General features: G+C 42.0%; 22 protein-coding genes, 1 tRNA gene, 2 pseudogenes and 1 CRISPR repeat array. Of the genes and pseudogenes, 12 read left to right on the top strand and 13 right to left on the bottom strand.

The window, feature by feature from the left end; genetic code table 11:
* The first annotated feature begins 45 nt into the window (after nt 1–45).
* Together FBB35_RS12125 and FBB35_RS12120 are read left to right on the top strand one after the other, a co-directional pair.
* Complete coding sequence (locus tag FBB35_RS12125; protein ID WP_174709834.1) at nt 46–525, top strand: hypothetical protein; 480 nt, start codon at nt 46–48, stop codon at nt 523–525.
* Nucleotides 449–1,183, top strand: a pseudogene (locus FBB35_RS12120) (dihydroxy-acid dehydratase); the annotation flags it as partial. The gene FBB35_RS12125 and the pseudogene FBB35_RS12120, both read left to right, overlap by 77 nt.
* A 261-nt stretch (nt 1,184–1,444) precedes the next feature.
* Here FBB35_RS12120 and FBB35_RS12115 read toward each other — a convergent pair.
* The gene (locus FBB35_RS12115; RefSeq protein ID WP_174709833.1) at nt 1,445–1,720 is read right to left on the bottom strand and encodes a hypothetical protein; all 276 of its coding nucleotides are present in this window, start codon (nt 1,718–1,720) and stop codon (nt 1,445–1,447) included.
* 54 nt (nt 1,721–1,774) lie between these two features.
* Here FBB35_RS12115 and zwf point away from each other — a divergent pair, with 54 nt between their 5' ends.
* Nucleotides 1,775–3,154 carry a glucose-6-phosphate dehydrogenase gene (zwf, locus tag FBB35_RS12110; protein ID WP_174709832.1) on the top strand — a complete coding sequence of 460 codons (1,380 nt, stop codon included), beginning with the start codon at nt 1,775–1,777 and terminating at the stop codon, nt 3,152–3,154.
* 169 nt (nt 3,155–3,323) lie between these two features.
* Here zwf and FBB35_RS12105 read toward each other — a convergent pair whose 3' ends face one another.
* The 9 genes from FBB35_RS12105 to FBB35_RS12065 all read right to left on the bottom strand — a co-directional run bounded on the left by FBB35_RS12105 (nt 3,324) and on the right by FBB35_RS12065 (nt 12,150).
* A complete protein-coding gene (locus FBB35_RS12105) occupies nt 3,324–4,958 on the bottom strand; it encodes an alpha-D-glucose phosphate-specific phosphoglucomutase (protein WP_174709831.1) in 1,635 nt (544 codons plus the stop codon).
* Nucleotides 4,959–5,195: 237 nt separating this feature from the next.
* Complete coding sequence (locus tag FBB35_RS12100; protein WP_174709830.1) at nt 5,196–5,828, bottom strand: response regulator transcription factor; 633 nt, start codon at nt 5,826–5,828, stop codon at nt 5,196–5,198.
* Nucleotides 5,825–6,661 (bottom strand): S1C family serine protease, encoded by an 837-nt coding sequence (locus FBB35_RS12095; RefSeq protein ID WP_174709829.1) that lies wholly within the window; start codon nt 6,659–6,661, stop codon nt 5,825–5,827. The genes FBB35_RS12100 and FBB35_RS12095 overlap by 4 nt, the downstream gene beginning before the upstream one ends.
* A 254-nt stretch (nt 6,662–6,915) precedes the next feature.
* Nucleotides 6,916–7,818, bottom strand: a complete 903-nt coding sequence (locus FBB35_RS12090; RefSeq protein ID WP_174709828.1) for a S1C family serine protease — start codon at nt 7,816–7,818, stop codon at nt 6,916–6,918.
* Between the two features lie 168 nt (nt 7,819–7,986).
* Entirely contained in the window at nt 7,987–8,616 is a 630-nt protein-coding gene (locus FBB35_RS12085) for a TenA family protein (RefSeq protein ID WP_174709827.1), read from the bottom strand.
* Nucleotides 8,617–8,943: 327 nt separating this feature from the next.
* A complete protein-coding gene (locus FBB35_RS12080; RefSeq protein WP_174709826.1) occupies nt 8,944–9,102 on the bottom strand; it encodes a hypothetical protein in 159 nt (52 codons plus the stop codon).
* A 35-nt stretch (nt 9,103–9,137) separates the two neighbouring features.
* Complete coding sequence (gene ylqF / locus FBB35_RS12075) at nt 9,138–10,019, bottom strand: ribosome biogenesis GTPase YlqF (RefSeq protein WP_174709825.1); 882 nt, start codon at nt 10,017–10,019, stop codon at nt 9,138–9,140.
* 60 nt (nt 10,020–10,079) lie between these two features.
* Nucleotides 10,080–10,493: a VOC family protein gene (locus FBB35_RS12070; RefSeq protein ID WP_174709824.1), complete on the bottom strand. Its 414-nt coding sequence runs from the start codon at nt 10,491–10,493 to the stop codon at nt 10,080–10,082.
* A gap of 37 nt (nt 10,494–10,530) precedes the next feature.
* Nucleotides 10,531–12,150: an NAD(P)H-hydrate dehydratase gene (locus FBB35_RS12065; protein WP_174713620.1), complete on the bottom strand. Its 1,620-nt coding sequence runs from the start codon at nt 12,148–12,150 to the stop codon at nt 10,531–10,533.
* Nucleotides 12,151–12,979: 829 nt separating this feature from the next.
* Between FBB35_RS12065 and FBB35_RS12060 the strand changes: the two genes are divergently transcribed.
* From FBB35_RS12060 to FBB35_RS34600, 4 genes are all read left to right on the top strand, one after another.
* Entirely contained in the window at nt 12,980–14,185 is a 1,206-nt protein-coding gene (locus FBB35_RS12060) for a murein hydrolase activator EnvC (RefSeq protein ID WP_174709823.1), read from the top strand.
* Between the two features lie 66 nt (nt 14,186–14,251).
* Nucleotides 14,252–14,324, top strand: a tRNA-Arg gene (locus tag FBB35_RS12055).
* A 535-nt stretch (nt 14,325–14,859) separates the two neighbouring features.
* Nucleotides 14,860–15,255, top strand: a complete 396-nt coding sequence (locus tag FBB35_RS34605) for a transposase (protein ID WP_254625668.1) — start codon at nt 14,860–14,862, stop codon at nt 15,253–15,255.
* A 23-nt stretch (nt 15,256–15,278) separates the two neighbouring features.
* Nucleotides 15,279–15,818: an IS630 family transposase gene (locus tag FBB35_RS34600; protein WP_254625604.1), complete on the top strand. Its 540-nt coding sequence runs from the start codon at nt 15,279–15,281 to the stop codon at nt 15,816–15,818.
* Between the two features lie 32 nt (nt 15,819–15,850).
* A CRISPR array of direct repeats spans nt 15,851–16,179; the repeat unit is 37 nt; unit sequence CTTTCAACCCGCCTCTAGCTGGGAGGGGTGTTGAAAC.
* 460 nt (nt 16,180–16,639) lie between these two features.
* Here FBB35_RS34600 and cas12k read toward each other — a convergent pair.
* Entirely contained in the window at nt 16,640–18,550 is a 1,911-nt protein-coding gene (gene cas12k, locus FBB35_RS12045; RefSeq protein WP_174709822.1) for a type V CRISPR-associated protein Cas12k, read from the bottom strand.
* 68 nt (nt 18,551–18,618) lie between these two features.
* On the opposite strand from cas12k, the gene FBB35_RS12040 reads away from it, so the two are divergent.
* The 5 genes from FBB35_RS12040 to FBB35_RS12020 are packed head-to-tail and all read left to right on the top strand — an operon-like array spanning nt 18,619 to nt 24,890.
* A complete protein-coding gene (locus FBB35_RS12040) occupies nt 18,619–19,044 on the top strand; it encodes a MerR family transcriptional regulator (RefSeq protein WP_174709821.1) in 426 nt (141 codons plus the stop codon).
* A 20-nt stretch (nt 19,045–19,064) separates the two neighbouring features.
* Nucleotides 19,065–20,873, top strand: coding sequence for a restriction endonuclease subunit S (locus FBB35_RS12035; RefSeq protein ID WP_302480970.1), 1,809 nt, complete (start codon nt 19,065–19,067; stop codon nt 20,871–20,873).
* 2 nt (nt 20,874–20,875) lie between these two features.
* Nucleotides 20,876–22,549: an AAA family ATPase gene (locus FBB35_RS12030; RefSeq protein WP_174709819.1), complete on the top strand. Its 1,674-nt coding sequence runs from the start codon at nt 20,876–20,878 to the stop codon at nt 22,547–22,549.
* Nucleotides 22,550–22,557: 8 nt separating this feature from the next.
* The gene (locus FBB35_RS12025) at nt 22,558–23,394 is read left to right on the top strand and encodes a hypothetical protein (RefSeq protein ID WP_174709818.1); all 837 of its coding nucleotides are present in this window, start codon (nt 22,558–22,560) and stop codon (nt 23,392–23,394) included.
* A gap of 11 nt (nt 23,395–23,405) precedes the next feature.
* A complete protein-coding gene (locus FBB35_RS12020; protein WP_174709817.1) occupies nt 23,406–24,890 on the top strand; it encodes a class I SAM-dependent DNA methyltransferase in 1,485 nt (494 codons plus the stop codon).
* A 45-nt stretch (nt 24,891–24,935) separates the two neighbouring features.
* Here FBB35_RS12020 and FBB35_RS12015 read toward each other — a convergent pair.
* Nucleotides 24,936–25,451: pseudogene (locus tag FBB35_RS12015) on the bottom strand (TniQ family protein).
* Complete coding sequence (locus FBB35_RS12010; RefSeq protein ID WP_174709718.1) at nt 25,451–26,287, bottom strand: TniB family NTP-binding protein; 837 nt, start codon at nt 26,285–26,287, stop codon at nt 25,451–25,453. Before FBB35_RS12010 ends, FBB35_RS12015 begins: the two are co-directional and overlap by 1 nt.
* Nucleotides 26,288–26,290: the final 3 nt, after the last annotated feature.

Genomic DNA, 26,290 nt, shown 5'->3' with positions numbered 1-26,290 from the left:
ATAGTTAGTTGAAAAAATAAAGTTGGTCAACGGGGAATAGCAAGAATGATTATAGGTCAAGTTTTTGAGCGTTTTGTAGAAGAAAGTCCGGTTTCGGTCATGGTTCGCGGACTTCTGGAAACAATTTTATGTTCTCAGAAACTTGACGAGTTATTTGAGAAAAGTGCAAAAACTCAGTGCACTTTGAGCTTTTTGAGTGGTATCGTAGCGAGAAAGGACTATTTCATCATCCGAGAGCATCAATTCTTTTCTTGGTATGATGCCTCAGAATTTCGCCATATTGGTTCAGTAGAAGGAGGAAAAGTTTTTGAACAAACTGTTAAAGTCAGCGATGATAAGGGCTATTTATCAAATATTCGGCGTGTAAAAATAATTTTAGATGAAACTAACCGTGATGGAGACTCAGAAATCTTTATCCTGACTAATCTCCCCACAAAGGTTGCTAATTGCTATCTCTGTGATTATGGCGGTGGGTGGTTCGACCAATACAGTATTGCATTTTTTAGCGATCGCTCGCGCCGCTAATGTAGAGTTAACCCTGGATGATTTTGAAACAATCCGCGCCCGTGTTCCCGTTTTGTGCGATTTAAAACCAAGTGGAAAATATGTAGCTACAGATTTGCACAAAGCTGGCGGCATTCCCCAAGTCATGAAGATGCTACTTGTGCATGATTTATTACACGGTGATAGTCTGACCATTAGCGGTCAAACCATTGCAGAGATATTAGCAGACATCCCCGAAGAACCATCCGCCAACCAAGATGTGATTCGGACTTGGAATAACCCCATGTATCCTCAAGGACACTTAGCCATCCTCAGAGGTAATCTGGCAACGGAAGGGGCTGTCGCTAAAATTACATCGGTGCTGGCTTGGGTGATGCGGTGGGATTAATATACCGATGGGCGCTTTTCTGGTGGTACTTATGGCATGGTGGTTGGTCATGTGGCTCCAGAAGCAGCAGTTGGTGGTGCGATCGCGTTTGTCGAAGAAGGCGATAGTATTACGATTGATGCATCGGCTCGTTTATTGCAGTTGAATATATCTGAATCAGAATTAGCTAGTCGTCGTGCTAATTGGCAACCTCCTGCACCACGTTACACTAAAGGCGTGTTGGCGAAATATGCCAAACTGGTATCTTCTAGCAGTATCGGTGCTGTGACAGATTTGGATTTGTTCAAATGATATATAGATCGGGTGATTGGTACAGAGTTTTAAGATTGCAGAAAATGTAGTTAGCCTAGTTCATTTTTCTTTACATCGCTCCTACCTCCAAATCAGGATTTCGGCTATTGTTTGCGTTAGTCCTGTAAAATCCCAAATTGGTATGATTTATTTTTCGGGAGTCCCTGAGTATAATTCTGATCAGTGTCGCGCTTTCTGATACCAATTGAAAAAGAATCCACAAGCCATAATTCAGAAGTCACAACTTTTGTAGTGGGCGATTTAAACCTGCGACGACGAAAGTTGACCGCGAACTGGGAGATATTGCCGAAGTCTGGCGACAGGGTAGTGTAATTGCTTCCTGGCTATTGGATTTGACAGCGATCGCCTTATTAGAAAGCCCCAATTTAGAAGAGTTTGGTAGTCTATCAGATTCTGGCTAAGGGCGCTGGAGTGCGATCGCAGCAATTGACGAATCTGTACCAACTCCGGTGTTAAGTGCAGCGCTTTTTGCTCGCGTGGGGAAACAGACTTTGCCGATAAACTTTTGTCAGCCATGCGCTATCAGTTTGGCGGACATCATGAAAAAGCTAATTCTTAGAGAGGTTAGTCATGGGAACTCCTGATTCAGACGCACTAGTATTTTTTGGGGCAACAGGTGACTTGGCCTACAAGAAAATCTTCCCCAGCCTTCAGGCAATGGTACGGCGGGGCAATCTTAATGTCCCAGTAATTGGGGTTGCCGGACGATCTTGGACGACGGATCAACTTAGGGAAAGGGCACGTGATAGCCTAGAACATAATGGTGGTATAGATCAAGCCGCATTTGAGAAACTTTCTGGACTACTCCAGTATGTTGCTGGTGATTACAACAAACCAGAAACTTACGAAAAATTACGTCAAGCCCTTGGTGATGCCACTCACCCCCTTTACTATTTGGCAATTCCACCGAGCCTGTTTACACAAGTAGTGTCAGGATTGGGTGAATCAGGCTGTGCTAAAAATGCGCGGGTGGTAATTGAAAAACCATTTGGACGGGATTTGAAATCAGCACGTGAGTTAAATCAAATTCTGGCATCAGTTTTTCCCGAATCATCCATCTATCGCATCGACCATTACCTGGGCAAGGAACCACTGCTGAATTTACTCTATTTTCGGTTTGGCAACTCTTTTCTTGAACCTATCTGGAATCGCAACTATGTTGAAAGCATCCAGATTGTGATGGCAGAGGATTTTGGCATTCAAGGAAGGGGGCGCTTCTATGAAGAAACTGGTGCAATTCGGGATGTGGTGGAAAACCACATGCTGCAAGTATTGGCTTCAGTGTGTATGGATGCTCCCGCTAGTACGGCGGCCGATTCCATCCGGGATGAAAAAGAACGTATTCTCAAAGCTATACCTTCACTGCAACCCGATGATATTATTCGCGGTCAATTTTCTGATTACCGCAACGAAGAAGGTGTTTCTCCTGATTCTCAAGTAGAAACTTTTGTTGCCGTGCGGTTATTTATTAATACGTGGCGGTGGTCAGGAGTTCCCATCTACATCCGGGCTGGGAAGAAATTGCCTGTTAAAACTACTGAGGTGATGGTCAAGCTAAAGTGTCCACCTTTAGATGTGTTCCAAGAAGGAAGAAAAGAAAACGCTAATTATGTTCGTTTTTTACTAGATCCAGAGGTAATTGTGGGATTGGGCGCTCGCACTAAAATCCCTGGAGAAGATATGAGCGGCTCTGCGGTTGAACTCCTGGCCTTTTACGGAGGTGGCGACGAGATGGAACCATACGAACGTCTATTGGGTGATGCCATGCGGGGCGATCCCACCTTGTTTGTACGCGAAGATACCGTAGAAGAGGAATGGCGGATTGTCCAGCCAATTCTCGATAACGTCACACCGATTTACGAGTATGAGCCAAATACATGGGGCCCACCTGAGTCAGATAAACTGCTCTTGCCAAAGGATCAGTGGTACAATCCCTTATCTAAAGAGTAGGATATACAATACGCTTGGGTTAAGGACTACTGGCAAAAATTTTGAGTTTTGAGACGCGATAAATCGCCGTTTCTACAAGGGGCTTCACCAATTAATGGGAATGGTAAGCAAGTTCGTAGTAAGAACTTTAGTCCTTACTACAAACCTCAAAACTAGCCAGAGCAAAGTATTAGGTAATCACAGTTGGCTGTTCCCGTCCTGTCAGTTCGCGGATTTGGGCGATCTCCTGGACAATAGTGATTAAAGAAGCAAGTGCTTGCTGTGGATCGAGGTCATGTTTGGCGGGATCTGGCTCGTAGCTTTCTAGATAAACTCTTAGGGTTGCACCTTGAGTACCTGTACCAGAAAGTCGCACTACAATGCGGGAGCCATCGGTAAAACCAATGCGGACACCTTGTTGCTCGCTAATGCTGCCATCAACAGGGTCGGTATAACTAAAGTCATCACTGTATTCAACTTGATAGTTACCGAATTGCTTACCTTTAAGGTTTGGCAATAAAGAACGCAGTCTTTCTATTAAAGTGTTGCCTTGCTCTGTCTGTATCTCTTCATAGTCATGGCGAGAGTAATAATTGCGTCCATAAGTCTGCCAGTGTTCCCGTACAATCTGCTCAACAGATTGTTGACGGACTGCTAGGATATTCAGCCAAAACAGCACAGCCCATAGCCCATCTTTTTCGCGGATATGGTTAGAACCGGTACCAAAACTTTCTTCACCGCAGAGAGTCGCTTTACCCGCGTCTAAGAGATTGCCGAAAAACTTCCAACCAGTGGGTGTTTCGTAAGATTCAATCCCAATCTGAGCAGCAACTCGATCTACTGCTTGGCTAGTAGGCATCGATCGCGCTACTCCGGCTAAACCTTCACTATAACCAGGGACTAGCTTGGCGTTTGCGGCTAACACTGCGAGGCTATCGCTAGGGGTGACAAAGAACTTACGCCCTAAGATCATATTGCGATCGCCATCTCCATCAAAAGCTGCTCCAAAGTCTGGTGCATTTTCTCCGTACAAAATATCCACCAAATCATGAGCATAAACGAGATTTGGGTCAGGATGTCCGCCCCCAAAGTCTTCGAGGGGTGTACCATTTTGCACAGTTCCCACTGGTGCGCCCAAACGTTGCTCAAAAATGGCATGGGCATAAGGGCCAGCTACGGCATGTAAGGCATCAATGCTGAACCGAAAATTTCCTCTTGTCAATAGTTGCTGAATCCGTTCAAAATCAAACAGGGACTCCATTAACTCTTGATAATCCTGTACGGAGTCAATCACCTCAACTACCGTCTCTCCCAAATGTGACTCACCTAAAGTTTCTAAATCTACATCTGGTGCTTCCAGAATTTGGTAGCTATCAATGACTTTACTGCGATCGTAGATCGCCTCTGTCACCTTTTCCGGTGCTGGGCCACCATTGCTAATGTTATATTTCACGCCAAAGTCACCATTTGGCCCGCCCGGATTATGGCTAGCAGACAAGATGATGCCACCAATAGCCTGATATTTGCGAATAATCGCGGAAGTCGCAGGAGTAGACAAAATTCCCCGTTGACCAACTTTAATCCGCCCAATGCCATTGGCCGCAGCCATTTTCAAAATGATTTGAATAGCTTGGCGATTGTAATAACGACCATCACCACCCAAGACTAAAGTTTGAGAGTGCAAGTCCCCTACAGAATCGAAGATGGATTGGATAAAATTTTCCAGGTAGTGGGGCTGCTGAAAAACCTTAACTGATTTCCGCAGCCCAGAAGTACCAGGCTTTTGGTCGCTTAAGGGAGTAGTAGAGACTTTACGTATGTTCATAGATACTGTTTATTTAACAAGGCATTTTCTTTTTACAGCTTTACATAAGTTTGTTACAAAAAAATTGCCACGTATCATGTACCGAATGGCAGGCGTAAATCCCTGATATAACTTTTTAGGGGTGGGGTTACAATACTTGTCGGGTTTTAGGGGAAAGGGACTCATATTAAAGGGGAAAAAACCTTATATATCGAGCCTTCCACTCCTTTTCCCTTTAACAACCTACAAGTATTGTAATCACAGCATAATCAAACCCAGTCGCACACCCACAGCAACAGCCTCAGTACGGCTGGAGACACTGAGCTTTTGAAAAATAGATGAGAGATGAAATTTGACGGTATGCTCAGAAATCTGCAAACGTTTAGCGATCGCTTTATTCCCCAACCCAGAACCAAGCATACCTAAAACTTCTATCTCTCGTGGTGTCAAGGTTTGTACAGGATTCGCTACCACTTTCTCTCGGATAGAAAGTAATTCTATAGCATCCGGGTGCAGCACCACCAAACCAAAAGCGATCGCCTCCACAGCAGCGACAATTTCTAACTCTGTGCTACTACTGGGCAATATTCCTCGGATACCAGAACGTAACGCCGTCTCTAAGTCGATGCTATCGAGTTCCTCAATAATGGCGATCGTTCCTAATGAATATTGCTTTTCTTGAATAAGCAGCAATTTTTCCCACACCGATTGTTGAAGATTACTACTCAAATCTACCAACACCACATCTGGTTGTAATTGCTCAACTTCCCTTGCTAATACATCCAAATCCGATGCACTTCCCACAACCGTCAGCCGAGGATTGGTAGCCACCACAGCTGATAATCCTGCCCGCACAACAGGAGAAGTGGCAACTACCATTACCCGAATCACGTCGCCTCCACAGCAGTTTTACTAGACTGCACTACAACATAAATCACTAATTGCTGCCCACCCCGTAGGAGTTGTAGCGGCACAGATCCTTTACTGTCATGGAGATATTTAGTTAAATCATTCATGTTAGTGAATAATCGCCCCGAAACTCCAATTAAAACATCGCCGATTTGCACACCAGCAGTTTCCGCCGCACTGTTAGGTAAAATTGACAACACCAATAAACCCAAGCTACGCCTACCTAAAAGTACAGGTTGCAGCGTGACTCCCAATTGCGGACGATTATTTCTCTGTAAAAAACGCTCAACGGTGTTGCTGGGAACTGCCACAGCTAAACCATTAACAATCATAGTGTTAATTCCTACGACTCGACCGAGACAGTCGGCAAGCGGCCCCCCAGAATTTCCAGGATATAGTTGCAAATCAGCCATAACAGCCCGCGAATTATTTGCATAGATAATTCCAGTTGTGACAGCACCACTCTCAGCAAAGGGATTACCCACCGCCAAAACTAATTCACCTACTCGTAGCGCTTCCGAATTGCCAATGCTTGCAGCAGTTAAATCAGTGGCGACAATTTTCAGGGCTGCTAAATCCTGTTGCGGATCAAATTGTGTACGTACCGCATCAAATACTCTTCCATCTGCTAATTCCACAGTTGCACGGTTGCTGGTTGCTACATGAGCATTGGTGATAATTAGTCCGTCAGATTGCCAAATTACACCGGAACCGATTCCTAGAGAGCCACTTTTCACTTTGACAGTGCGATCGCGTAGTTTAGCAGCTACCTCTGTCAATTCAGCAGCAATATTAGTTAATGTTGTATTTGCCATATTATGCGATTTTTCCCCGTGTCAAAGTAGAATCTGTTGGCTGACAATTGTTTTTAGTCGGGTTGGGATAATTGAGAATGCTGCAAGATATTTAGTCAACCCAACTTTGGAAAGCAAATTTTGACAAGTTCCAAGTTTAGAAGCTCAACGTTCGAGTAAAAAGGTCGAAGTTCCAAGTTCAGAGGCTCAACGTTCGAGCAAAAAGGTCAAAGTTCCGAGTTCAAAGCCTCAACGTTCGAGTTCCAAATTACGAATTACACAGATCGTTCGCCAACTGCGATCGCTAACTCAATTAACACTCCACCCCGGACAACTTGCAGGTTGACAGTTTTACCAATGCGATCGCTACTATTGAGTAACGCCAAAACATCACCTGTATCGCCTACAGTTACGCCATCGAACCTTACCAAAACATCGCCAAGCAGCACGCCTGCATTGTCAGCAGGCCCAGAAGACTCAACATTAACGACAATTACCCCAGTTGCAGAAGTTAAATTGAGAGCAGTTTTCAGGTTATTTGGTAAACGTACAGGTTGCATTCCCACACCCAAGTAGCCTTTTGAAATGCGTCCTTTTGCTACCAATTGGTCAACCACGCGATCGACTGTAGCACTGGGAATAGTCAGAGCAGTACCACGCCGCCCCGATGTATTCATGCCTACCACAAAACCAGCAGCATCTACGAGCGGCCCACCTGCAAAACCAGAGTAAAGGGTGATATCTGGACGGATGAATTGGTCAATATTTCCGCCATTCATGCTGCGCCATGCACCGCTAACTACACTCACCGCACCCATCGCCGCCCTTAAGTCACCTTCGCTACCTCTTGCCAGTCCTAACACCAGATGACCAACTTTGAGCATTTTGGCATCACCAACTTTCGCCACAGGTATTTCTAAATTTTCTAGTTTAAAAACAGCTATATCGGTGCTAGAGTCATGACCAACAAGTGTTGCGGGTACAGTGCTACCATTTGATAGAGTGATGGTGATGTCGTCATAGCGCTGGAGAGATTCATCAGAGGTAACAATGATGCCATTACGCCAGTGAATGCCACTTGGGGAAACACGAGTACCCCCATTCACAGCAACCACAGCACTTCCAGCTTGTTCTACTGTGTCAGCTAAACTGTTGGACAAAGCCATTAATGAAGACATAAGATTTTTCCAAAAACATTCTCAGATGTTCATATCGTGTCCTTTTCTCAACACAGATGACATCGGAAAAATGGGGAGAATTCATCCTATAAAAATGGCTAGGATCGGTAAACTAGAAAGTTGTTTCCCAAAGAGCTACGACTAGATACCTAGTATTTTTATAATTAGTTATTTATTAGCAGAAATCCATGCAGCTTGAAAAAATTCATGCTCACAAAACATCGCATAACGGTAGGTTGAATTCACTACAGCATTGTTCGTGGCATAATTTTCAACTAAAGTTTCTAATTGTTTTATTAGTGATTGAAACTCGGCGCTGCTGTAAGTACGAATCCAGTCTGCATATTGATGATTAGGAATACCATGAAGAGCCAACTGTTCTCCCAAGAAGCCATACAAACGCATACAAGGAGACATCGCCACAGCAGTCAAACCCACATCTCCACTCCAAGCAGTTGCTAACAAAAAATCAGTATAGCGGCGGGTGGCATAGCCAGCTTCCACAGAATGTAAATTCACTCCCCACTGGGAAGCATAGTTACTATGCAGCCGTAGTTCTTCTAAAACCGAACTGGCTAAGTTATGAAATGTGGTAAAACCTAACCAGTCTGGTGCTTTAGCTGCGGCGATACTGTACGCCCGCGCAAAAGCTTCTAAGAAAAAAACATCTTGCCCCACGTAGTAAGCAAATTTTAGCTGCTCAAGAATACCATCGCCAATGCCTTGAACGAAAGGATGCTCTAAGCAAGCTTGGGCTAAGTCTTGATTTGCTGCCCATAATTCGTTCGATAAAGCCATTTGTTAAAAGTTATTAATCAACTGTTATTAATACTATAGGAATCTGGTTTGGTTTCTTCAATTACCTATAATCCAATACGCTTGGGTTGAGGGCTACTGGCAAACAATTTTGGGTTTTTGAGACGCGATAAATCGCCGTCTCTACAAGTGTTTTGGTCTGCTCTGAACTGTATTGTATTATAGTAGTGTTGTTCTCCCTTGCTTAATACCTCAACCAGGAACAACACACCATTAATCAATAATTAAATCTCTACTGGCTGCCGATCAAATTTCCGCATCAATTCTACAAGTGCATCTTGGTCTAGGCATAGTTCCCTACCTAAAGGCTTATAGCACTCGGCATATCTCGTTACTTGGGCGATCGCTTCTGGGGAATCGCCGGAAAAGGTAGCTTACTGGATTGGTGACAATGTGCAAACTGTTTTGAGGTACTACTGCCACCCAGATGTTACCAAGGCGGAATGTCCAGATTTTTAGCCTACTCATCTGCTACTCAGAAACAGACTGAAAATGCTTGTAATCTAGTTAGGAGGTAATTCTAAACTCATTTCACCTAATAACCCCTTACGAAAATCTGTTAAAAGTTGCCTTGCAGCACGCTCTACATCACCTTTGTAACGATGCTCTGCTAAAGCATGTAGATAAGTATCCCCGGTGTCTGAGATCGAATCGAGTTGGTAGCGGGACTGTAATGGTTTCCTCGGTAACAAATCTGTAGTTACAGCTTCCAAGTAGTTGAATAAATCCACTAAGGCTGCTGCTACTAGCTGATTATCGTAAGATGCTTCGCCGATATCATCACAAATCGCTAGTTTCAATGCTGCATCTTGGTCTTCTAACCTTAGAGGGATGACACCAGGAGCATCTAACAATTCCAAATGTTCAGAAATTCGCACCCAGCGCAATTGGCGAGTTACCCCAGGACGGGCTGCACTTTCCACTACTCGCCGTCCTAAAAGGCGGTTAATCAAAGCTGATTTACCAACATTGGGAAAACCAATGACCACAGCCCGGACTGGACGAGGTAACATTCCGCGATCGCTTCTTCTTTGATTTAATTCTACTCCGGCCGCTTGCGCTGCCCGCGCCACTTCTGCTATACCTTTACCATGTTGAGCGTTGGTAAAATAAGGGACTTCTCCTTGACGTTTAAACCAATCTATCCACAGCGATCGCATTTGTGGCGTAATCATATCTACTCGGTTAAGTATCAATACCCGTGTCTTACCCTCTACCCACTCACCTATTTGGGGATGATGAGTCGCTAAGGGAATTCGGGCATCTCGTACCTCAAATACCACATCTACGCGCTTAAGCTGTTCTTTGAGTTTCTTTTCCGCTTTCGCAATGTGACCTGGATACCATTGAATTACGTTTAATCTATAGTTTTGAGTTATAGCCATTTTTTTATTTGTCCTTTGTTATTTGTCATTTGTCATTTGTCATTTGTCCAAAACCAATGACTAATGACTCTCTGTAGTAGCAGCTTGATGTAAAATCAGACGATTGCCATCAGGGTCATAGGCATAAATTTCTCTGCCGTGAGAAGCAGTGGAAATATTTCCTGGTGGAGGATAGCCTAAAGCTGTTAGGTGAGCGATCGCATCTTTTAAGTTACTCACTTCTAAACACAAACTTATCTTACTTTTGGCGTAGACACAAAGCGGGCTGTCGTTAGACATCGCTTCAAATTCCGATTCGTTTGTCTTCTTGGGTTTAAAAATACCTAATCGCATACCAACTAAATTAAACTCAGCATAGACATTCGGAATCAAAATAACTGCTTTTTGCTCCAGGAATTTAGTATAAAAATCTACTAATTTATCAAAATTAACCGATCCTATGGTGACAAATGCGTTAGTGTACTCGAAAACCATATTTGCCTATTGCCTTATCCCAACATCTTAATTTTGGCTAAGGTATGGTAACTAAACTAAGAACTTTGAGCAAATATTGTGTCAATGTAAACGCATCTACACCCAATTCAGTCCGCTCTTGGGCTGCTAAAATCCCGGCTTGTGAATGCCACCAAGCGGCAGTTGCGACAATATCTTCTACAGAAATCTGTTTAGTTGCGGCTTGTGCCAACAATCCACCTAGTAGCCCAGTTAATACGTCACCGCTACCTCCACGTGCGAGAGCAGGTGTGCTTTCAGTAATCATCCAAATGCCACCTTGAGGGTTTGCGATCGCAGTTCTCGCTCCTTTCAATAACACCACCGCCCCACTTTGTAAGGCTGCTTCCTGCGCTGCTTTCACTGTGTCATGTTTAGCATCAGCGACATCAGGAAACAATCGCTGGAATTCTCCAGTGTGGGGTGTAAGTACGGTTACGGCAAGACGTTTTTTTAAAGTGGCGATCGCTCCCATTTGTGCCAAAATATTTAAACCATCGGCATCGAGAATCAAAGGGCGATCGCTTTCTATGACCTCTTGCACAATGGGAGTAGCATCTCGTGTTAAACCGGGGCCACAAGCGATCGCACTAAAGGAAATCAGATCGGTTTTTTCGGGTAATTGCAATTGAGCGATGGCTCCACTTTCTGTCTCTGGACAACCGACGATTAGCGCTTCTGGCAAGTGCGACACCAAAAGAGATTTTAGCGATTCGGGCACAGCAATAGAAAGCATCCCCACACCACTAGCCCTAGCACCCAAACCAGTTAAAATTGCTCCACCGGCATAACGCCGCGAACCGCAAATCAGGAGTAAATGTCCTTCTTTATATTTGTGGGTAACAGGTGGGCGAGGTAAAGGTAAAGTAGCGAGTGCCGTTGTTGGTGTAATACGTTTAATGCTGGGTGCATCTTTGAGAACAGCTTCTACATCAGCTAAAGGAATATCAAAATCGATTAACTCAGCTTTGCCAATATATTCCAGCGCCCGATCTTGGAAGAAAGCTAGCTTCCATAAACCCAAGCAAAAAGTGTGAGTGGCGCGAATGGCAGTTCCTAATACAACGCCAGTATCGGTGTGTAAACCTGAAGGTAAATCAATACTATAAATCGGCACAGACAATTCATTTAGCTGATTAATTGCAGAGGCAATAGGATCAGTCAGGTTTCTTTCTAAACCAAATCCAAACAAGCCATCAATCAACAAATCAGAATCTGGCAGTTGCTCAATTGTTTGATAAATTGGAATGCCCAAACTCTGAGCATACTGCAAGTGCTGCGAAGTTAATTCCTTAAACTTAGAGAAAGGAGAATAAATCCAAATCTCATACCCACGAAAGTGTAATTCACGGGCTACTACTAAAGCATCCCCACCATTATGACCAGGGCCGACAAGAATTCCAACACGAGATCCCACCGCTTGCGGCAACCCCTTTTTTAAGAGGGTGTTTGAAGCAACATAATCTCCCTTTTTAAGGGGAATTGGGGGGATCTCTTGAATCCGACGGGCAACTAATCCCGCCACCTTTTCCATTAAAGCTACTACAGGCATTCCTGCTGCAAAGATCCGATCTTCAATATCGCGCATCTGCCCAGCAGTCACTATTACTTGTGAAATTTTTTCTTGCCTTTGCATCAGCCCTAAGTCCTATTAGCGATCGCGGGGTATTTAGCCCGTGCTAAATTATAAGTTTTAGGTTAATTGAAACTTTAACAGATTTCACACAATTATCTTTAAAGGGACTTCCCAATCAAAAAATATCTCAAAACTAACGCCAAAATCTTCTCTATCTCTCCTCACTCTGTGTTCTCTGCGCGGCAGTCACTCATGGGGGAAACCCCCATCGCGCAGCGTCTCGTAGAGAAGACCGCGCTGCCTTACCTCTGTGGTTAATTCATTTTTTGGACAATCCCTAACCGTGACTAACCCATGTATTCCTAGCGCTGTGATTACTCCTCCCAGTAATCCCCAAGTCCCATCAGCAAATACATTGATGCGATGGTAGGCATACTCTCAATACGGTTCGGTCAAGGCAAGAGACGCGATAAATCGCCGTCTTTACAATAATCAGTCCTTTGTAGAGACGGCGATTTATCGCGTCTTTGTGATCTAGGGCGTAGTCTATCAAAAAACCTTATCCGAAGCGTATTGGGCATACTCTAACTACCTATCATTAACTTTTCCGACATTTACTAGTGGTCTGTCGCAAAAGTTTTGATAGGTAAATCAGCTTTAAATCCCTCTTCTCTAACTCTTAACTTCGCGTTCTTTGCGTCCTTTGCGGTTCGTTTATCAACCCCATCAAAATTAATGCGATAAACCACTAGGTTTACCTGCTTAATGCTGACATAGCAAGAATCTTTGTGTTACAACTTGGCAGATCAATTTGATACATAGAGTGAGTTAATCAGATTTTGGGAATAATCCTCATAGTGTTTGAAAGCATCGTTTTAGTTAGGCTCACGCTATGAGAGCGCGATTTCTAGGTAAAAATCTGATTTTTGGCTGTTTATCTCTGGTATTCTGCTGCATTTTGTGGATTTGTTTGTCATTAATTCCAGTACATGCAACTTCCACAGGGTCTATTGATACTCTGCGACAACAGCAGCAACAAATGAACCAGCAGCGTCAGAGTGTGGTTAACGATCGCGATCGCTTAACCAATCTCCAACAAGAGGCCCAAAAACACCTCACTGGTTTAAAGCAAAATCTCCAAACTACAGATAGCTACATTCAAGAGAGCGAATCTCGATTACAACTCGCCACCCAACGCCTCCAGCAGTTGGAAACTGATTTAGCTGTAGCACAACGTTCCTACGAGGAGCGGCAAATAGCAACAGTAGCACGATTGCGTTATCTCCAGCGATCGCCTGCATCTGTTGGCTGGGCAGTTTTGCTCCAAAGTGAAAATATCAGCGATTTTATCAGCCGTCGTCATCAGTTGAAGTTAGTGTATCAGGCAGACGAGCAAATTTTGGTGAAACTCAACACCCAAGCAAACCTGATAAATCAACAAAAAACGGGCGTAGAACAACAAAAAAATGAAATTGCCTTGATTCGTGAGCAACTACTGGCACAAAAATCCGGTTATCAAACTCAGGCGGAGTCACAATCAGAATTGATTCAACGCCTCAATAGCGATCGCCTAGCCTTGGAAGCAGCGCAAAACCAGCTAGAGAGGGAATCCAAAAATCTGGAAGTCTTGATTCAACAAAAGGTAGGAGAAGCCAGAGCAACAGAAGAGGCGCAAACAAAAACCAACAGCCAGACAAGTGTGATCGTTCGAGGAACCGGTGTAATGGCATATCCTAGCGACGCTTCTACTAGTAGTCCCTTCGGCTGGCGGATACACCCAATCCTTGGCTATCGTCGCTTTCATGCTGGGTTAGATTTTGCCGCTAGCTATGGTAGTAAAATTCGGGCAGCCGATTCAGGCAGAGTGATTTTTGCTGGGTGGTATGGTGGTTATGGCAGAGCGGTAATTATTGACCACGGCAATGGTCTTACTACACTCTATGGACATACCAGCGAGTTGTATGTTTCTGAAGGACAAGCCGTTGAACGCGGACAAGCGATCGGTGCTGTGGGTTCCACAGGTTTCTCAACTGGGCCCCACCTCCACTTTGAAGTCCGTCGGAATGGTACACCAGTAGACCCAGCTAATTATCTGTAAACTTATAAACCAAGTTTTTCTAGGCTGAGAACTTTATCATAGACGTGCTATAATGGGGGAGACTAAGGGCGCGTAGCTCAGTGGATAGAGCAACAGATTCCGGTTCTGTGGGTCGGGGGTTCAAATCCCTCCGCGCTCGTTTTTTTGTACATTAACTCATTATTTGTCACTGTTAACAGATTGATGTCATATTTAACTAATTGATGTCACTGTTAACATATTACCTGTCACATTTATATACTGCTATATATTTATAAGTATGGCAGTATTATCCTTGTGCATCTAACTTATAACCGGATTAATTATTCACTAATAGAGCCAGAGGTCATTCCCTCCAAACAAAGAATCTGTTGCTCTATCCTTTCAACCCACCTAAAAACTGTCAGCTTGGCATCGAAATTGAGAACTAGTTACAAAAAGTCGATAAAGCTTTTAAAGGAATGCTAACACCGAGAAAGAGCTAATTTACGAACAAGATGGTATATATTTTTTCAACCCGCCTTTAGTTGGGAGGGGTGTTGAAACTTTGCAATTTGTTGACAAACCTTTTTCCCAAAATACTTTTAACCCGCCTCTAGCTGGGAGGGGTGTTGAAACCCAATTTGTAAACTATAGCGGTTATCAGTCTACTTCAGTACAGTAGGAGAGAGCAATTCTACTGATAATTGGTGGTGATGAAAGCCTACTCTCTCGACTTGCGTCAAAAAATAGTTGATGCTTATGCCTGCGGTGACATTTCCCAACGAAAACTGGCTAAAAACTTTGGTGTCACCTTAAGTTTTGTGCAAAATTTACTCAAACGCCATCGAGAATTGGGGATGATAGGCCCCAAGGTGCGGACTGAGCAGACAGCAACAAAGTTGAATGCTGAACAGTTAGAAATCCTGCGCCAACTCGTCATAGCACAGCCCGATGCGACGTTAAGCGAATTGCGGGAACGACTTTACGAGAAAACAGAGGTCTTAATTGGGGTAGCTACGGTGAATCGGATGGTTCGCTGGAAACTTCACCTCAACCTCAAAAAAAAAGTCTCCACCTCACAAAAAAAGGTAGTGATGAAGTCCAACTAGCCCGATTTGAGTACTGGAAACTCTTGAGGGGGATACCCGTCGAAGAGCTGATTTTCTTAGATGAATCGGGAGTTAATCTGTCCTTCATCCGCAAATGTGCCCGCGCCTTGCCTGGCCTTCGGGCCTATGCTCAAAAGCCCAACCGCAAAGGGAAAAATGTCTCGGTAATTGGTGCAATTAGCTTGAAAGGACTGCTCACCCAATGGAGTGGCTTAGGTTCTATCGATGCTTTGACTTTTGATGCCTTCATCGCCCAAAAGCTCGTACCCAAACTTTGGCCTGGTGCAGTGGTGATCATGGATAACTGCTCAATCCATAAAAGTGATGAACTTGAAGCTTTGCTCATCGCTGCTGGCGCTCATCTCATTTATCTCCCCCCCTATTCTCCCGATTTTTCACCGATTGAGAATTGTTGGTCCAAGATTAAGAACATTCTCCGTCGCATCGGTGCAAGGACATACCCTGATTTACTCCAGGCATTAGATACGGCATTCGCAGAAGTGACAATAGAGAATTTGCTGGGTTGGTTTACTCACTGCTGCTACTGTACCTCACAAGACTGATAACCGCTATACTACTGACTTCCCTTTGTGTACTTTCAACCCGCCCCTAGCTGGGAGGGGTGTTGAAACTCTCTGCCTTCCCTAAACCATTTCACGTTTAAAGGCTCTTTCAACCCGCCTCTAGCTGGGAGGGGTGTTGAAACTTTGCTTTGTCAAAAGCTTGATAGAATTCAGTAACACCTTTCAACCCGCCTCTAGCTGGGAGGGGTGTTGAAACCGAGCAATGCCTCATTACAACTACAAAACCTTGGCTACTTTCAACCCGCCTCTAGCTGGGAGGGGTGTTGAAACAATGATTCATGGATTGGGCAAGATAATGTAGTTCTTTCAACCCGCCTCTAGCTGGGAGGGGTGTTGAAACTCTGCGCTTCAAAGCCTTGATTTACCAATAGTTCTGAAGGCATTTTTGTCACGTCTCCCAAAACCGCCCGTCAGTTAATACTTAAAAAAGTAAATCAACTGACACATCAAAGGCTATAAACCTTATTAAACAAGCGATTTAAAGTTTTGGCAGGAGTCCCAGCGAAATCGCCCCTGCTTTACCATGCCAAAAAATAATTAAGGTGGGTTCCTCCTTGGTCGGAGGTGATTCAGTAGCCACCACTGCGGTAAACCCGCACCTCTATTACTGGGGGCGCACCTTATTCCTGTCCGCAAGGGACAGCAGCATCAAGGTGGGCAGCTACCAGGGTCAGAAAGCAAGACTGTTTAACAGCAGTCAAACTAACCCAAATTTACACAGTACAGAGGCTTATAACAAGCATGAACTGCGGCGCTGTTGAATTTTCTTATTTTATTGTCAAGGTTCGGTGTTTTGTCAATCAGTTTATTTTGCGGGAATAGTAAGCGGAGATCGCTAATTCTTTCGCTTTCTCTTGTGGACTACCTCGAATTGGCTGTTTTGATTCCTCTATCACAATTCCAGCTTTAACAGCCTGACTTTGGATGTTTGCCATCAACCTGCCGTAACTCCATTGATGAACGCTAACTCGGTACTGTTTGGCATACTTTTGTTGAACTTCTATTGAGTCTGATTTTTGTTCAGCTTTGGCTTGAATCTCACTCTGAACTTGCTCTCGCATATTGTCCAACTTAGGTAGAACAATACTTCCAGCAGAGTATGTTTGGGCGATCGCAATAATCTCTTTCGCTAGTAATCTGTCTATATATTCCCCTAACTCCGATTCTCCAAACTGATTTAGTGCAGCAAGCGTTTGAGCTATTTGGCGTTGGTGGGATAAAGAGTGCTTTTGCTGTCGCTGTCGATTTAGCAGTTTGTAATTATCACCCAGTAGTTGTTTGATGCTGCGATAGGTAATTACTTGACCTGTAGTGCCGTCTACTACCGCTAGCGTTGCAGGCTTTTCTAAGCCGAGGCTAATACCAACAAGAATATGAGATTGTCCTTTATATAAAGGTTTCGTGGGGCGAGGAAAAGGGTTATTAATTGTGTCTAAAGTAGAGTTTTGCCGTTTTATATGGGCTTGCTGTTCTTCATTAAGCTTGCCTTTGGCTTTTGTATTGGTGATAATTTTAGCGATTTTTTCGGCTTTTTCTTCCCTTACTTGATTGGTTCCTTCAGTAGTCCATAGGCGGGTATCTACAGAACAGTAGAGGGTTACACGATTAACATTCCAAGGATCGCCTTTGCCTTCCTCTTCTTGCCAAGCAATACGCCCACTACGGAGGGTAAACAGGCTGCTAGAGTGTTGATTTTTGCTATTTTTCTTAATTTGTTGATCTTCTAGGAAGCGTTGAAACCAGTGAAGTTGGCGAGAATCACAATACACTTGAAAACTATGCTCACTCAAACCGTTGAATTTTACACAGATGCGCCCAAACTGGTTTTTAAACCAAGTCATGTCTTCGTTAGTTTCGTAAGCTACTGGGAAAGGTACTTTGCTAGATTGTCTTAAAAGGCTGTCTTGCCAAGATTTCGCCTCGGCTTCATTTGTTGGAACGTTGTGAGTGGCAACGACAAGGGTTTCTAACCATTTGGTAGCGGTTAAACCTCGACCTTTGGGAATTCGTGTTTCTAGCTGTTCTCTAAGGCGTTCAATCTGAATTTCAAGTTTACGGCGACGTTGAGCAAATTTTTTAGCGTCTTCCTCTTTCTCGTTGATTTTGCAACCATTTTTGAGCAAATAGCTGATGGCGCAACGAGTCAAGTTATCTTCTGTGTTGCGGTAAGTCTCAAATAAATTCTTTGATAAATTGCGATCGCTATCTGAATTTTGAGATTTTTTGCGCTTTTTAGCTTTTTTTACATTCGTTGATTGAGTTTCAGCAGTATTGAGAGTAGCAAATTGAACCAAAATTTCAGCAGATTTAGTGCGAAGACTATTTAAGCTGACACCACTACTTTCTACCAATTCAACATCACTATTGAGCATTTCCAACCAGCGAATTTTGCCTTCTAGTTGGAACTGCGATCGCTTCATTAACGCAAACCATGATTTATATATGTAATTCACCAATGCGATCGCACTCGCGTAAAACCGTCCAGGCTGACCGATAAAGCGAGGGTCAGTTTTCAAAGGTTGGCAGAGTTCTTTGACAATACTAATAGAGTGTTTGCCCTTTTGTCGCCAAGTCTCAAACTCTGGGTGTTGATTTACCTGATGCAGTAGTTCATTAATCAGTGGCGTATTTAGCTCTGCCATCAACTTCCATAGTTGGTGGCGTGATGATTCTGAGGCTACAAGACGACACTGAATAGTGATTTGGCTCATCGCTTTAAAACAATATTGTTCAATACTAACACAGTTGTATTAAACAAGTCTTCTATAAAATAAATTGTATGCAGGAGACATTTTTTACAAGCAAGGAAGCTGCTGAAATTACAGGCTGCACCCTTCGTCAGCTACAGTATTGGCGAGAGAGAGGGGTGATTGTTCCTGTAATCAGTGATACTGGGACAGGACGTAGTATTTATTACTCAAAGTCTAATTTGGTGGAACTGGCTGCAATGTCATATTGGCTATCTGTGGGATTAAGTTTTGACATAGCCAGCGCCACCCTGAAAACGCTCAAAGACCAAGAGCCAGAGTTATTTATTTCAGGTAAGGGTAAGCGCTTTATGTTGTTGCAAGCACAGGAGCGATCGCTTGAGCTTGTGGAGTTTGACAGAAAAAAGGCGATCGCATCTCTAGATGAAGGTAAAGCTGTGATTCCGGTGTGGTTAGATGTTATTTATCAAAGGTTGGAATCTAAGCTATCAAATTAGTGAGGCTATGGTGAAGTAGGATGGAACAAATTTGCAATTTACCTAATAAATGGTTACAAGTGACACTAGAAGATATTTTGATATCTCTTGAAACAGGTAAAAGACCAAAAGGTGGTGTTCAAGGCATTACTGATGGAATACCAAGTATAGGTGGTGAACATCTCAACAGTGATGGAAGCTTTAATTTCTCTTCAATAAAATATGTTTCTGCTGATTTTGCTCATCAGATGTCAAAAGGTGTAATATCATCCGAAGATATTTTAATTGTAAAAGACGGTGCAACTACAAGTAAAACAAGTTATATAGGTAAAGACTTTCCATATAAATATGCTGTAATAAATGAACACGTATTTATTGTGAGAGTGTCCAATTTAATAAACAAAAAATGGATATTCTATAATTTATGGGCGGAGTCTGGAAGGCAGCAAATACTTTTAGATTTTAGAGGAGCAGCACAAGGAGGTATTAGTTCTAAGTTTGTGCAAAAAGTTTTAGTGCTTATACCTCCTATTAATGAACAAAATCGTATTGTTGCTAAAATTGAAGAACTTTTTTCTGAATTAGATCAGGGTATCGAAAATCTAAGAACTGCTTGCAATCAACTGAAGATTTATCAACAGGCAGTTATAAAACAAGCTTTTGAGGGTAAACTAACAGAACAATGGCGTAAAACAAATGCTGATCAACTAGAAACTTCTGATAAACTAAGAGTAAGTATTGAAAAAACACGAGAAAAGCTATATCAGCAGCAAATTAATGAATGGAAACAAGCTCTCAACGCTTGGGAGGCTACTGATAAAAAAGGTATAAAGCCAAGAAAACTACAAAAACCGAGAAGTTTATCTCATCTAACAAAACAGGAATTACGAGAATTACCCTTATTACCAGACCAATGGTGTTGGGTTAAGCTATCATTTATAGCTGAAAATATACAAATCGGTCCTTTTGGATCGCTGTTACATAAATCTGATTATATCACGAACGGTACACCAATCATTAATCCCAGTCATATTAATAATAAACGCATTGAGCCTGATTGGAACTTATCTGTTAGTCCAGAAAAATTGTCTCAGTTGTCCAATTTTATTATGCGTAGTGGTGACATAGTAATAGGGCGAAGAGGTGAAATGGGACGGTGTGCAGTTGTAACTCAAAAAGAAGACGGTTTTTTATGTGGTACAGGAAGCTTATTTATAAGATTGATACCTGAAAATAACTCAGATTTTTATTGTTATTTACTAAATTCCCAACGCGTGAAAAATTTCCTTTCTGATCAAAGTATTGGTACTACAATGCAGAATCTCAATCAAGAAATTTTACATAATGTACCTGTTACATTATGCACTTTTTCTGAACAGCAAAAGATTGTAGAAGAAATTGAAAGTAAGATGACTGTTATCTCTAAATTAGAGAACATTATTGAAGAAAATTTGCAAAAAGCTGGAGTTTTACGTCAAAGTATTTTAAAAAAAGCTTTTTCTGGTCATCTTGTCCCACCCGATCCTAATGATGAACCAGCAAGCATCTTATTAGAACGTATTCGTACAGAACGTAAAAAAACACCAAAGCCAATTCGTAAAACATTAAAAAACAAGATCAAGAAGGATATAGCTACAATGCCAAACTTGATAAGTGTAATTGAATCAGCAGAAAATTGGTTAAGTGCTAAAGATGTTTTTTGCCAATGTGGTATTAGTGATGGAGCACAAACAAAAGATATCGAAAAACTATATCTTGAGCTTCGTGATTTAATAAACGAAGAAATCATTAAAATAGAACGGCGAGGAGATGAAGACTGGCTTTGTATTTGTTCGAGAAAGGAGGAGTAACTTTGCGTCTAGATCAGTTATGGATTGGCGAATTTAAAAACCTGAGAAATGTCTTAATTGATTTTGACGAAGGGCATTGGGTAACTGTAGTTATTGGTTGGAATGGCACTGGCAAGTCCAATGTACTAGAAGCACTAGCTACTCTTTTTCGTGACTTAATCACGGGTGAGAATGAGAACAAAGAAAAAAACAAACCTTCTTTTTCATACCGTATTACTTACCGTTGCCGACAGAATAGCATTTACATAGATGCAGATATAAAAAGAGTCAAAGATGCTTATCAAATTTATGTAAAGCCTATTAATGATAACGAACTATCTATAAGTTCTGTTCAAACATCACTGCTAGAAAATGAACTTGAGAATACAACAATTGACAGAGGTAAGCACATTACAGTTAGCCGTTTTTTAAAAGAGCAAGATCAATATTTACCTAAATATATTTTTGGCTATTATTCAGGTCATAGCTCACGTATGGAAGAAATTTTCCGAGAATATTTAGTAAAATATGATAAAAAGCTACGTAGTGGTCTAGATCCTGGACTAAGACAATTATTTTATGCACTACCCATACACAGTCAATTTGTATTACTAGCTTTCATTCTTCAACAAGATGATATAGTTAATGAATTTCTGGATAAGCAATTGGGTTTAGATCCAGAAAGTGGAATTGATTCAGTTTTATTTGTATTACGTCAACCTCCGTGGAAATCTACAGTGGGAGATCGCCGTTTTTGGAATGCGCGTGGTATAGTTAGCAATTTTTTAGCTCGACTTTATGATATTTCATTAGCACCTATTCGGATTAAGCGCCGTGAGTCTGCCTCTTTATGGAATAAACAAGATCGGGAATTTTTATATCTTTACATCAAGGATCTAGCAACATTACGAGAACTTGTAGGACAAGAACCTCCCAGAGAATTCTTTCGTGATTTAGAAAGCACTTATGTTTCAGAATTAATTGAAGAGGTTAGAATTCGAGTTAAGTTACGTAAGAATGATGGTTCAGTTACATTTCGTGAGCTAAGTGAAGGTGAACAGCAGCTTTTAACAGTTTTAGGTCTGCTCCGTTTTACAGCTGAAGAGGAAAGTCTATTTTTGCTAGATGAACCAGATACCCACCTCAATCCAATCTGGAGTGTGAAATATCTCGACTATTTACAAAAATTTGTAGGTATGGGTGATATCGACCAGAAATCAACTCATGTATTATTAACTACTCATAATCCATTAGCAATTGCTGAATTGGTGAAGGAGCAGGTGCAGATTCTTAAACGAGATATGGATAATTTATCAATCAGTGTGACACCTCCAGAAGAAGACCCGCGTGGTATGGGGTATGCAGGTATTCTGACCAGCGATATGTTTGATGTACCAGCAGCACTTGACAATTACACATTAGGATTACTGGCACGCAAGAGAGAGTTAGCACTTTCACAAGAGCCATTAAATGATACTCAAAAGAAAGAGCTAGAAAACCTGAATAGTGAGTTAGAAAACTATGGCTTCCAACATGAAGCGCGTGATCCCTTATTCACGGAGTATCTTCGCGCTCGTCATGATTATCAAAAAGCTTTAGAGGAAGAAAGAGCAACAGAAATTCCACCTACAGAGGATCAACGTCAAGCAGCACTTGAGCTTATGAGGCAGATTATGTTAAGGAGAGAAGATTCATAACAGTTACTATGCGTTATATAGATTATTTTGATTTAAAACGAATACGCTGTATTTTACCTGAAGATTGGCTAGAGGAGTGGTTGGTGAAAGCTAAAGACGCAGAGGAACAAGTTTCTTTAGGAATAGATATAGATAAATATGCTCAGGTGTGGCGGGATTTTAAACCTGCCTTAGAATCTATTATTGGTCAGAAGTGTTGGTATTGTGAAACTATACAGCCACGTTCTGATAAAGAGGTTGATCATTTTCGACCAAAAAAGACACTTTTGGATGTAATACCGAAACATACTGGGTATATATGGCTGGCTTTTAATTACAAAAACTTTAGATATTCATGTCAATTTTGCAACAAAATTCGTACTGATAAAGTAAATAATACAAAAGGTGGCAAGGGTAGCTACTTTCCACTAATAGACGAGAGTAAAAGAGCATGGAAACCTGGGGACGAGGTTTCCGAAAAACCTAAATTGCTTGATCCTTGTGTTGAAGAAGACGTTAAATTGTTGGATTTTAATGAAGATGGAACTCCGTGCCATATACCTTCAGCAAATGCCGATGATCAAGACAGGGTAAAAATATCTATCCAACGTTATCATTTACATCATAGTGCATTAGTTGAGGACAGAAAGAGATTAGCACGAGATTTGGAACAAGCTATAGTTGATGCTGAATACTTCTTTCAAACATTTGCTACCCAACAAGATCAGAAAATATTGGATAAATTTCAAGATAAGCTCAAGTTACTCAAAACAGCAATAAATATCACATCAGAATACTCATTATTTGCTGAACGCTACGTAGCAGGCAAACGCAACTATGATTGGATTGCTTTAGTTTTTATATAAAAAAACCACAAATGACACCATCACAAATAGTCACCAAAATCTGGAATTTCTGCAATATTTTACGAGATGCAGGAGTGAGTTACGGCGACTACCTTGAACAGCTAACATATCTTATTTTTTTAAAAATGGCGTATGAGTATGCTAATCCACCCTATAATCATGATTTAGGTATTCCTGCTAAGTATAATTGGCAAAGCTTAAAAACTAAACGCAGTGAAGAACTGGAGATTCATTACATAGAGCTTTTGCGTGAGTTAGGAAAGAAAAAGGGAATTCTGGGTCATATTTTCACTAAATCTCAAAACAAGATCCAAGATCCAGTAATGCTGTCTCGTGTTATTGACATGATTGACAATGAAGCTTGGGTAAGTATGGGTGCAGACGTTAAAGGTGATATCTATGAAGGACTACTAGAAAAGAATGCAGAAGATACCAAGTCAGGAGCAGGACAGTATTTTACACCGCGTGCGCTCATCCAAGTAATGGTTAAATGTATGCGTCCTGAGCCTTTTAAGACTATTGCTGATCCTGCTTGTGGCACCGGGGGGTTTTTCTTAGAAACCCACAATTTTCTGAGGAAAAACTACAATTTGAATGAGAAACAAACTCAATTTCTCAAGCATCAAACCTTTTATGGGCATGAAATTGTTCCCAATACACGCCGTTTGTGTTTAATGAATATGCTTTTGCATAACATTGGTGATATTAATAGTGAACCAACTATTTCTCCTCATGATGCATTAGCTGTAGATACTAAACAACGTTTTGACTATGTTCTCGCTAATCCACCCTTTGGGAAAAAGAGTAGTATAACTGCTACTAATGGAGAAGGTGAGCAGGAAAAAAAGGATTTTACCTATAACAGAAAAGACTTTTGGGCAACTACCTCAAATAAACAGTTAAATTTTGTACAGCACATCTATACAATGCTGAAAACTACTGGCAAAGCAGGTGTGATAGTGCCAGATAACGTGCTATTTGAAGGTGGAGCAGGGGAAACAGTTCGCCAAAATCTGTTGCAAAAAACTGATTTGCACACTATTCTTCGCTTACCTACAGGAATTTTCTACGCACATGGCATTAAAGCAAACGTTTTGTTTTTTGATAATAAACCTACAAGAAAAGAAGCTTGTACGAAAGAGGTTTGGTATTATGACTACCGCACCAATATCCACAATACTCTCAAAAAAAAATCACTTCAATTTGAAGATTTAGAAGACTTTATCCAATGCTACAATCCTGAAGATCGCAGTAAACGTGGGGAAATTTGGCATCCAGAAACAAATACCGAGGGACGCTGGCGCAAATTCAGTTATGAAGAAATTATGACACGGGATAAAACTAGCCTTGATATTTCTTGGCTAAAAGATAAAAGTCTGTCTAATCTGGATAACTTACCAGAACCCGACGAACTAGCAGCAGAAATCATTGAAAATCTGGAAGCAGGTTTGAACAGTTTTAAGGCTATTTTGAATGCGCTTGAAAATGATACTTAAGTGAAATACTAAAAATATACTTGAGACTGTGGTTTAGCAATTCTTTTATAACGAAGATCGCACAGAGTTCTGACTCTTTAGCATCTCCGCAAACGGCGTAAAACACCGATGACACCAACCATCAACCCACAAAGCCGGAACTTTAAACCTAGCCCCACAATTAGGACACTCAGACAACAAACTTAAATTATGATGCTGACACCCCTGCGTTACCTTCAACTGCCACTCAATTTTGTGACAAGGCAACTCGGTATAACAAGCAGCACATAACCGAATAGGCTCTATTTTCATCCCCACCCCAGCAGACGGTAACATCTGCGCTAACCTATCGGCATCAACCCCTACAACCTTAGCCAATGCCTCTAACTGCTGGTGAGACGGTGGGGGATTAAAGCGAAACTTTTCCTATCGGGCGATCGCACCTCCAAGTCCTGCTGCTTTACCTAACCCAGTAGGGGTTAAATCATTTGCCTGTCGAAAGCGTCCCAAAAAATGACTTAGGCTTTCTCCTTGATATGGTTGAACTCTAAACAGCCAAGGCTTAATATTTTCCACTTCCATCACTTGTACTCAGCAGCTACTTCCTTCAAAGTTTCCAAGTCAATTTTTTGCAGTCCTTTTTTTAAAGCCCGAATTGCAGTCTCTCTCAGAATCATATCCATCAAACCGATATAACCTCCAGTTGCTTCCCCTAACGTCTTCAACATCGTTTTACTCGAAAGGTTGGAAGCAACTGGCAATCTCAGTATTTGTTTCTCCCAAATATCCACCGTTCGCTTAAAATCTTCCCCTGACATCTTTCCAAAACGGTGACAAGACCGAAAACGGTTGTAAACTTGCTCATCCCGCTTAATCACTGCATCTAAGCGGTCAGTTCCTACCAAAATCACTGCTATTTCCAACCTGTCAAAAATATCACGCACTTCCGCAAAAGTTTTCGGCTTAAAGCGGTCAGCTTCATCAATAATCAACATCTCCACGCCGCAACCTTTAAGAACCCGTAGTGTTCTATCTCGAATTTCTGCCACTGTTCCTTTAGTTACTTGATATTTTAAATGCTCCATAATTACCCCAAATAATTCCTTAGCACCGCACTCTTGGGGAATTTGGATATAAGCTACAGGTACAGTTGGGGGTTTTCCTGCAACTTGAGAGGGTTTATTCCTAAGCCTATAGGCATCACAACCCATTGTTTTACCTGTTCTGGACTCACCTACCACACGCCCAGATTGTCTTGATTGGCGCTTTCCTTCCAACCAATCATGGAGAATTTGCACTTGTTCAAGTGGGACAAAACCTTTACGATTTAATCGTTGAATCTCCGCCTGTAATTTTTCACTATTAACGGGAATATCACCCAATTGTTGGGCGACTGCTTGGGCTTCTTTTGAAGTCATTTT

This window comes from Nostoc sp. TCL240-02 (assembly GCF_013343235.1).
GTDB lineage: Bacteria > Cyanobacteriota > Cyanobacteriia > Cyanobacteriales > Nostocaceae > Nostoc.
The sequence above is the reverse complement of the archived record's forward strand: the minus strand, read 5'-3'. Positions and strand labels throughout refer to the sequence as shown.

What these genes read in the sequence shown, in the direction of transcription:
- FBB35_RS12010 (WP_174709718.1), bottom strand. Translation starts at nt 26,287, where the DNA reads ATGACTTCAAAAGAAGCCCAAGCAGTCGCCCAACAATTGGGTGATATT.
- FBB35_RS12025 (WP_174709818.1), top strand. Translation starts at nt 22,558, where the DNA reads ATGCGTTATATAGATTATTTTGATTTAAAACGAATACGCTGTATTTTA.
- cas12k (WP_174709822.1), bottom strand. Translation starts at nt 18,550, where the DNA reads ATGAGCCAAATCACTATTCAGTGTCGTCTTGTAGCCTCAGAATCATCA.
- FBB35_RS12095 (WP_174709829.1), bottom strand. Translation starts at nt 6,661, where the DNA reads ATGGCAAATACAACATTAACTAATATTGCTGCTGAATTGACAGAGGTA.
- FBB35_RS12040 (WP_174709821.1), top strand. Translation starts at nt 18,619, where the DNA reads ATGCAGGAGACATTTTTTACAAGCAAGGAAGCTGCTGAAATTACAGGC.
- FBB35_RS12125 (WP_174709834.1), top strand. Translation starts at nt 46, where the DNA reads ATGATTATAGGTCAAGTTTTTGAGCGTTTTGTAGAAGAAAGTCCGGTT.
- FBB35_RS12080 (WP_174709826.1), bottom strand. Translation starts at nt 9,102, where the DNA reads ATGAGTAGGCTAAAAATCTGGACATTCCGCCTTGGTAACATCTGGGTG.
- FBB35_RS12070 (WP_174709824.1), bottom strand. Translation starts at nt 10,493, where the DNA reads ATGGTTTTCGAGTACACTAACGCATTTGTCACCATAGGATCGGTTAAT.
- FBB35_RS12090 (WP_174709828.1), bottom strand. Translation starts at nt 7,818, where the DNA reads ATGTCTTCATTAATGGCTTTGTCCAACAGTTTAGCTGACACAGTAGAA.
- FBB35_RS34605 (WP_254625668.1), top strand. Translation starts at nt 14,860, where the DNA reads ATGAAAGCCTACTCTCTCGACTTGCGTCAAAAAATAGTTGATGCTTAT.
- FBB35_RS12035 (WP_302480970.1), top strand. Translation starts at nt 19,065, where the DNA reads ATGGAACAAATTTGCAATTTACCTAATAAATGGTTACAAGTGACACTA.
- zwf (WP_174709832.1), top strand. Translation starts at nt 1,775, where the DNA reads ATGGGAACTCCTGATTCAGACGCACTAGTATTTTTTGGGGCAACAGGT.
- FBB35_RS12085 (WP_174709827.1), bottom strand. Translation starts at nt 8,616, where the DNA reads ATGGCTTTATCGAACGAATTATGGGCAGCAAATCAAGACTTAGCCCAA.
- FBB35_RS12020 (WP_174709817.1), top strand. Translation starts at nt 23,406, where the DNA reads ATGACACCATCACAAATAGTCACCAAAATCTGGAATTTCTGCAATATT.
- FBB35_RS12115 (WP_174709833.1), bottom strand. Translation starts at nt 1,720, where the DNA reads ATGGCTGACAAAAGTTTATCGGCAAAGTCTGTTTCCCCACGCGAGCAA.
- FBB35_RS12105 (WP_174709831.1), bottom strand. Translation starts at nt 4,958, where the DNA reads ATGAACATACGTAAAGTCTCTACTACTCCCTTAAGCGACCAAAAGCCT.
- FBB35_RS12060 (WP_174709823.1), top strand. Translation starts at nt 12,980, where the DNA reads ATGAGAGCGCGATTTCTAGGTAAAAATCTGATTTTTGGCTGTTTATCT.
- ylqF (WP_174709825.1), bottom strand. Translation starts at nt 10,019, where the DNA reads ATGGCTATAACTCAAAACTATAGATTAAACGTAATTCAATGGTATCCA.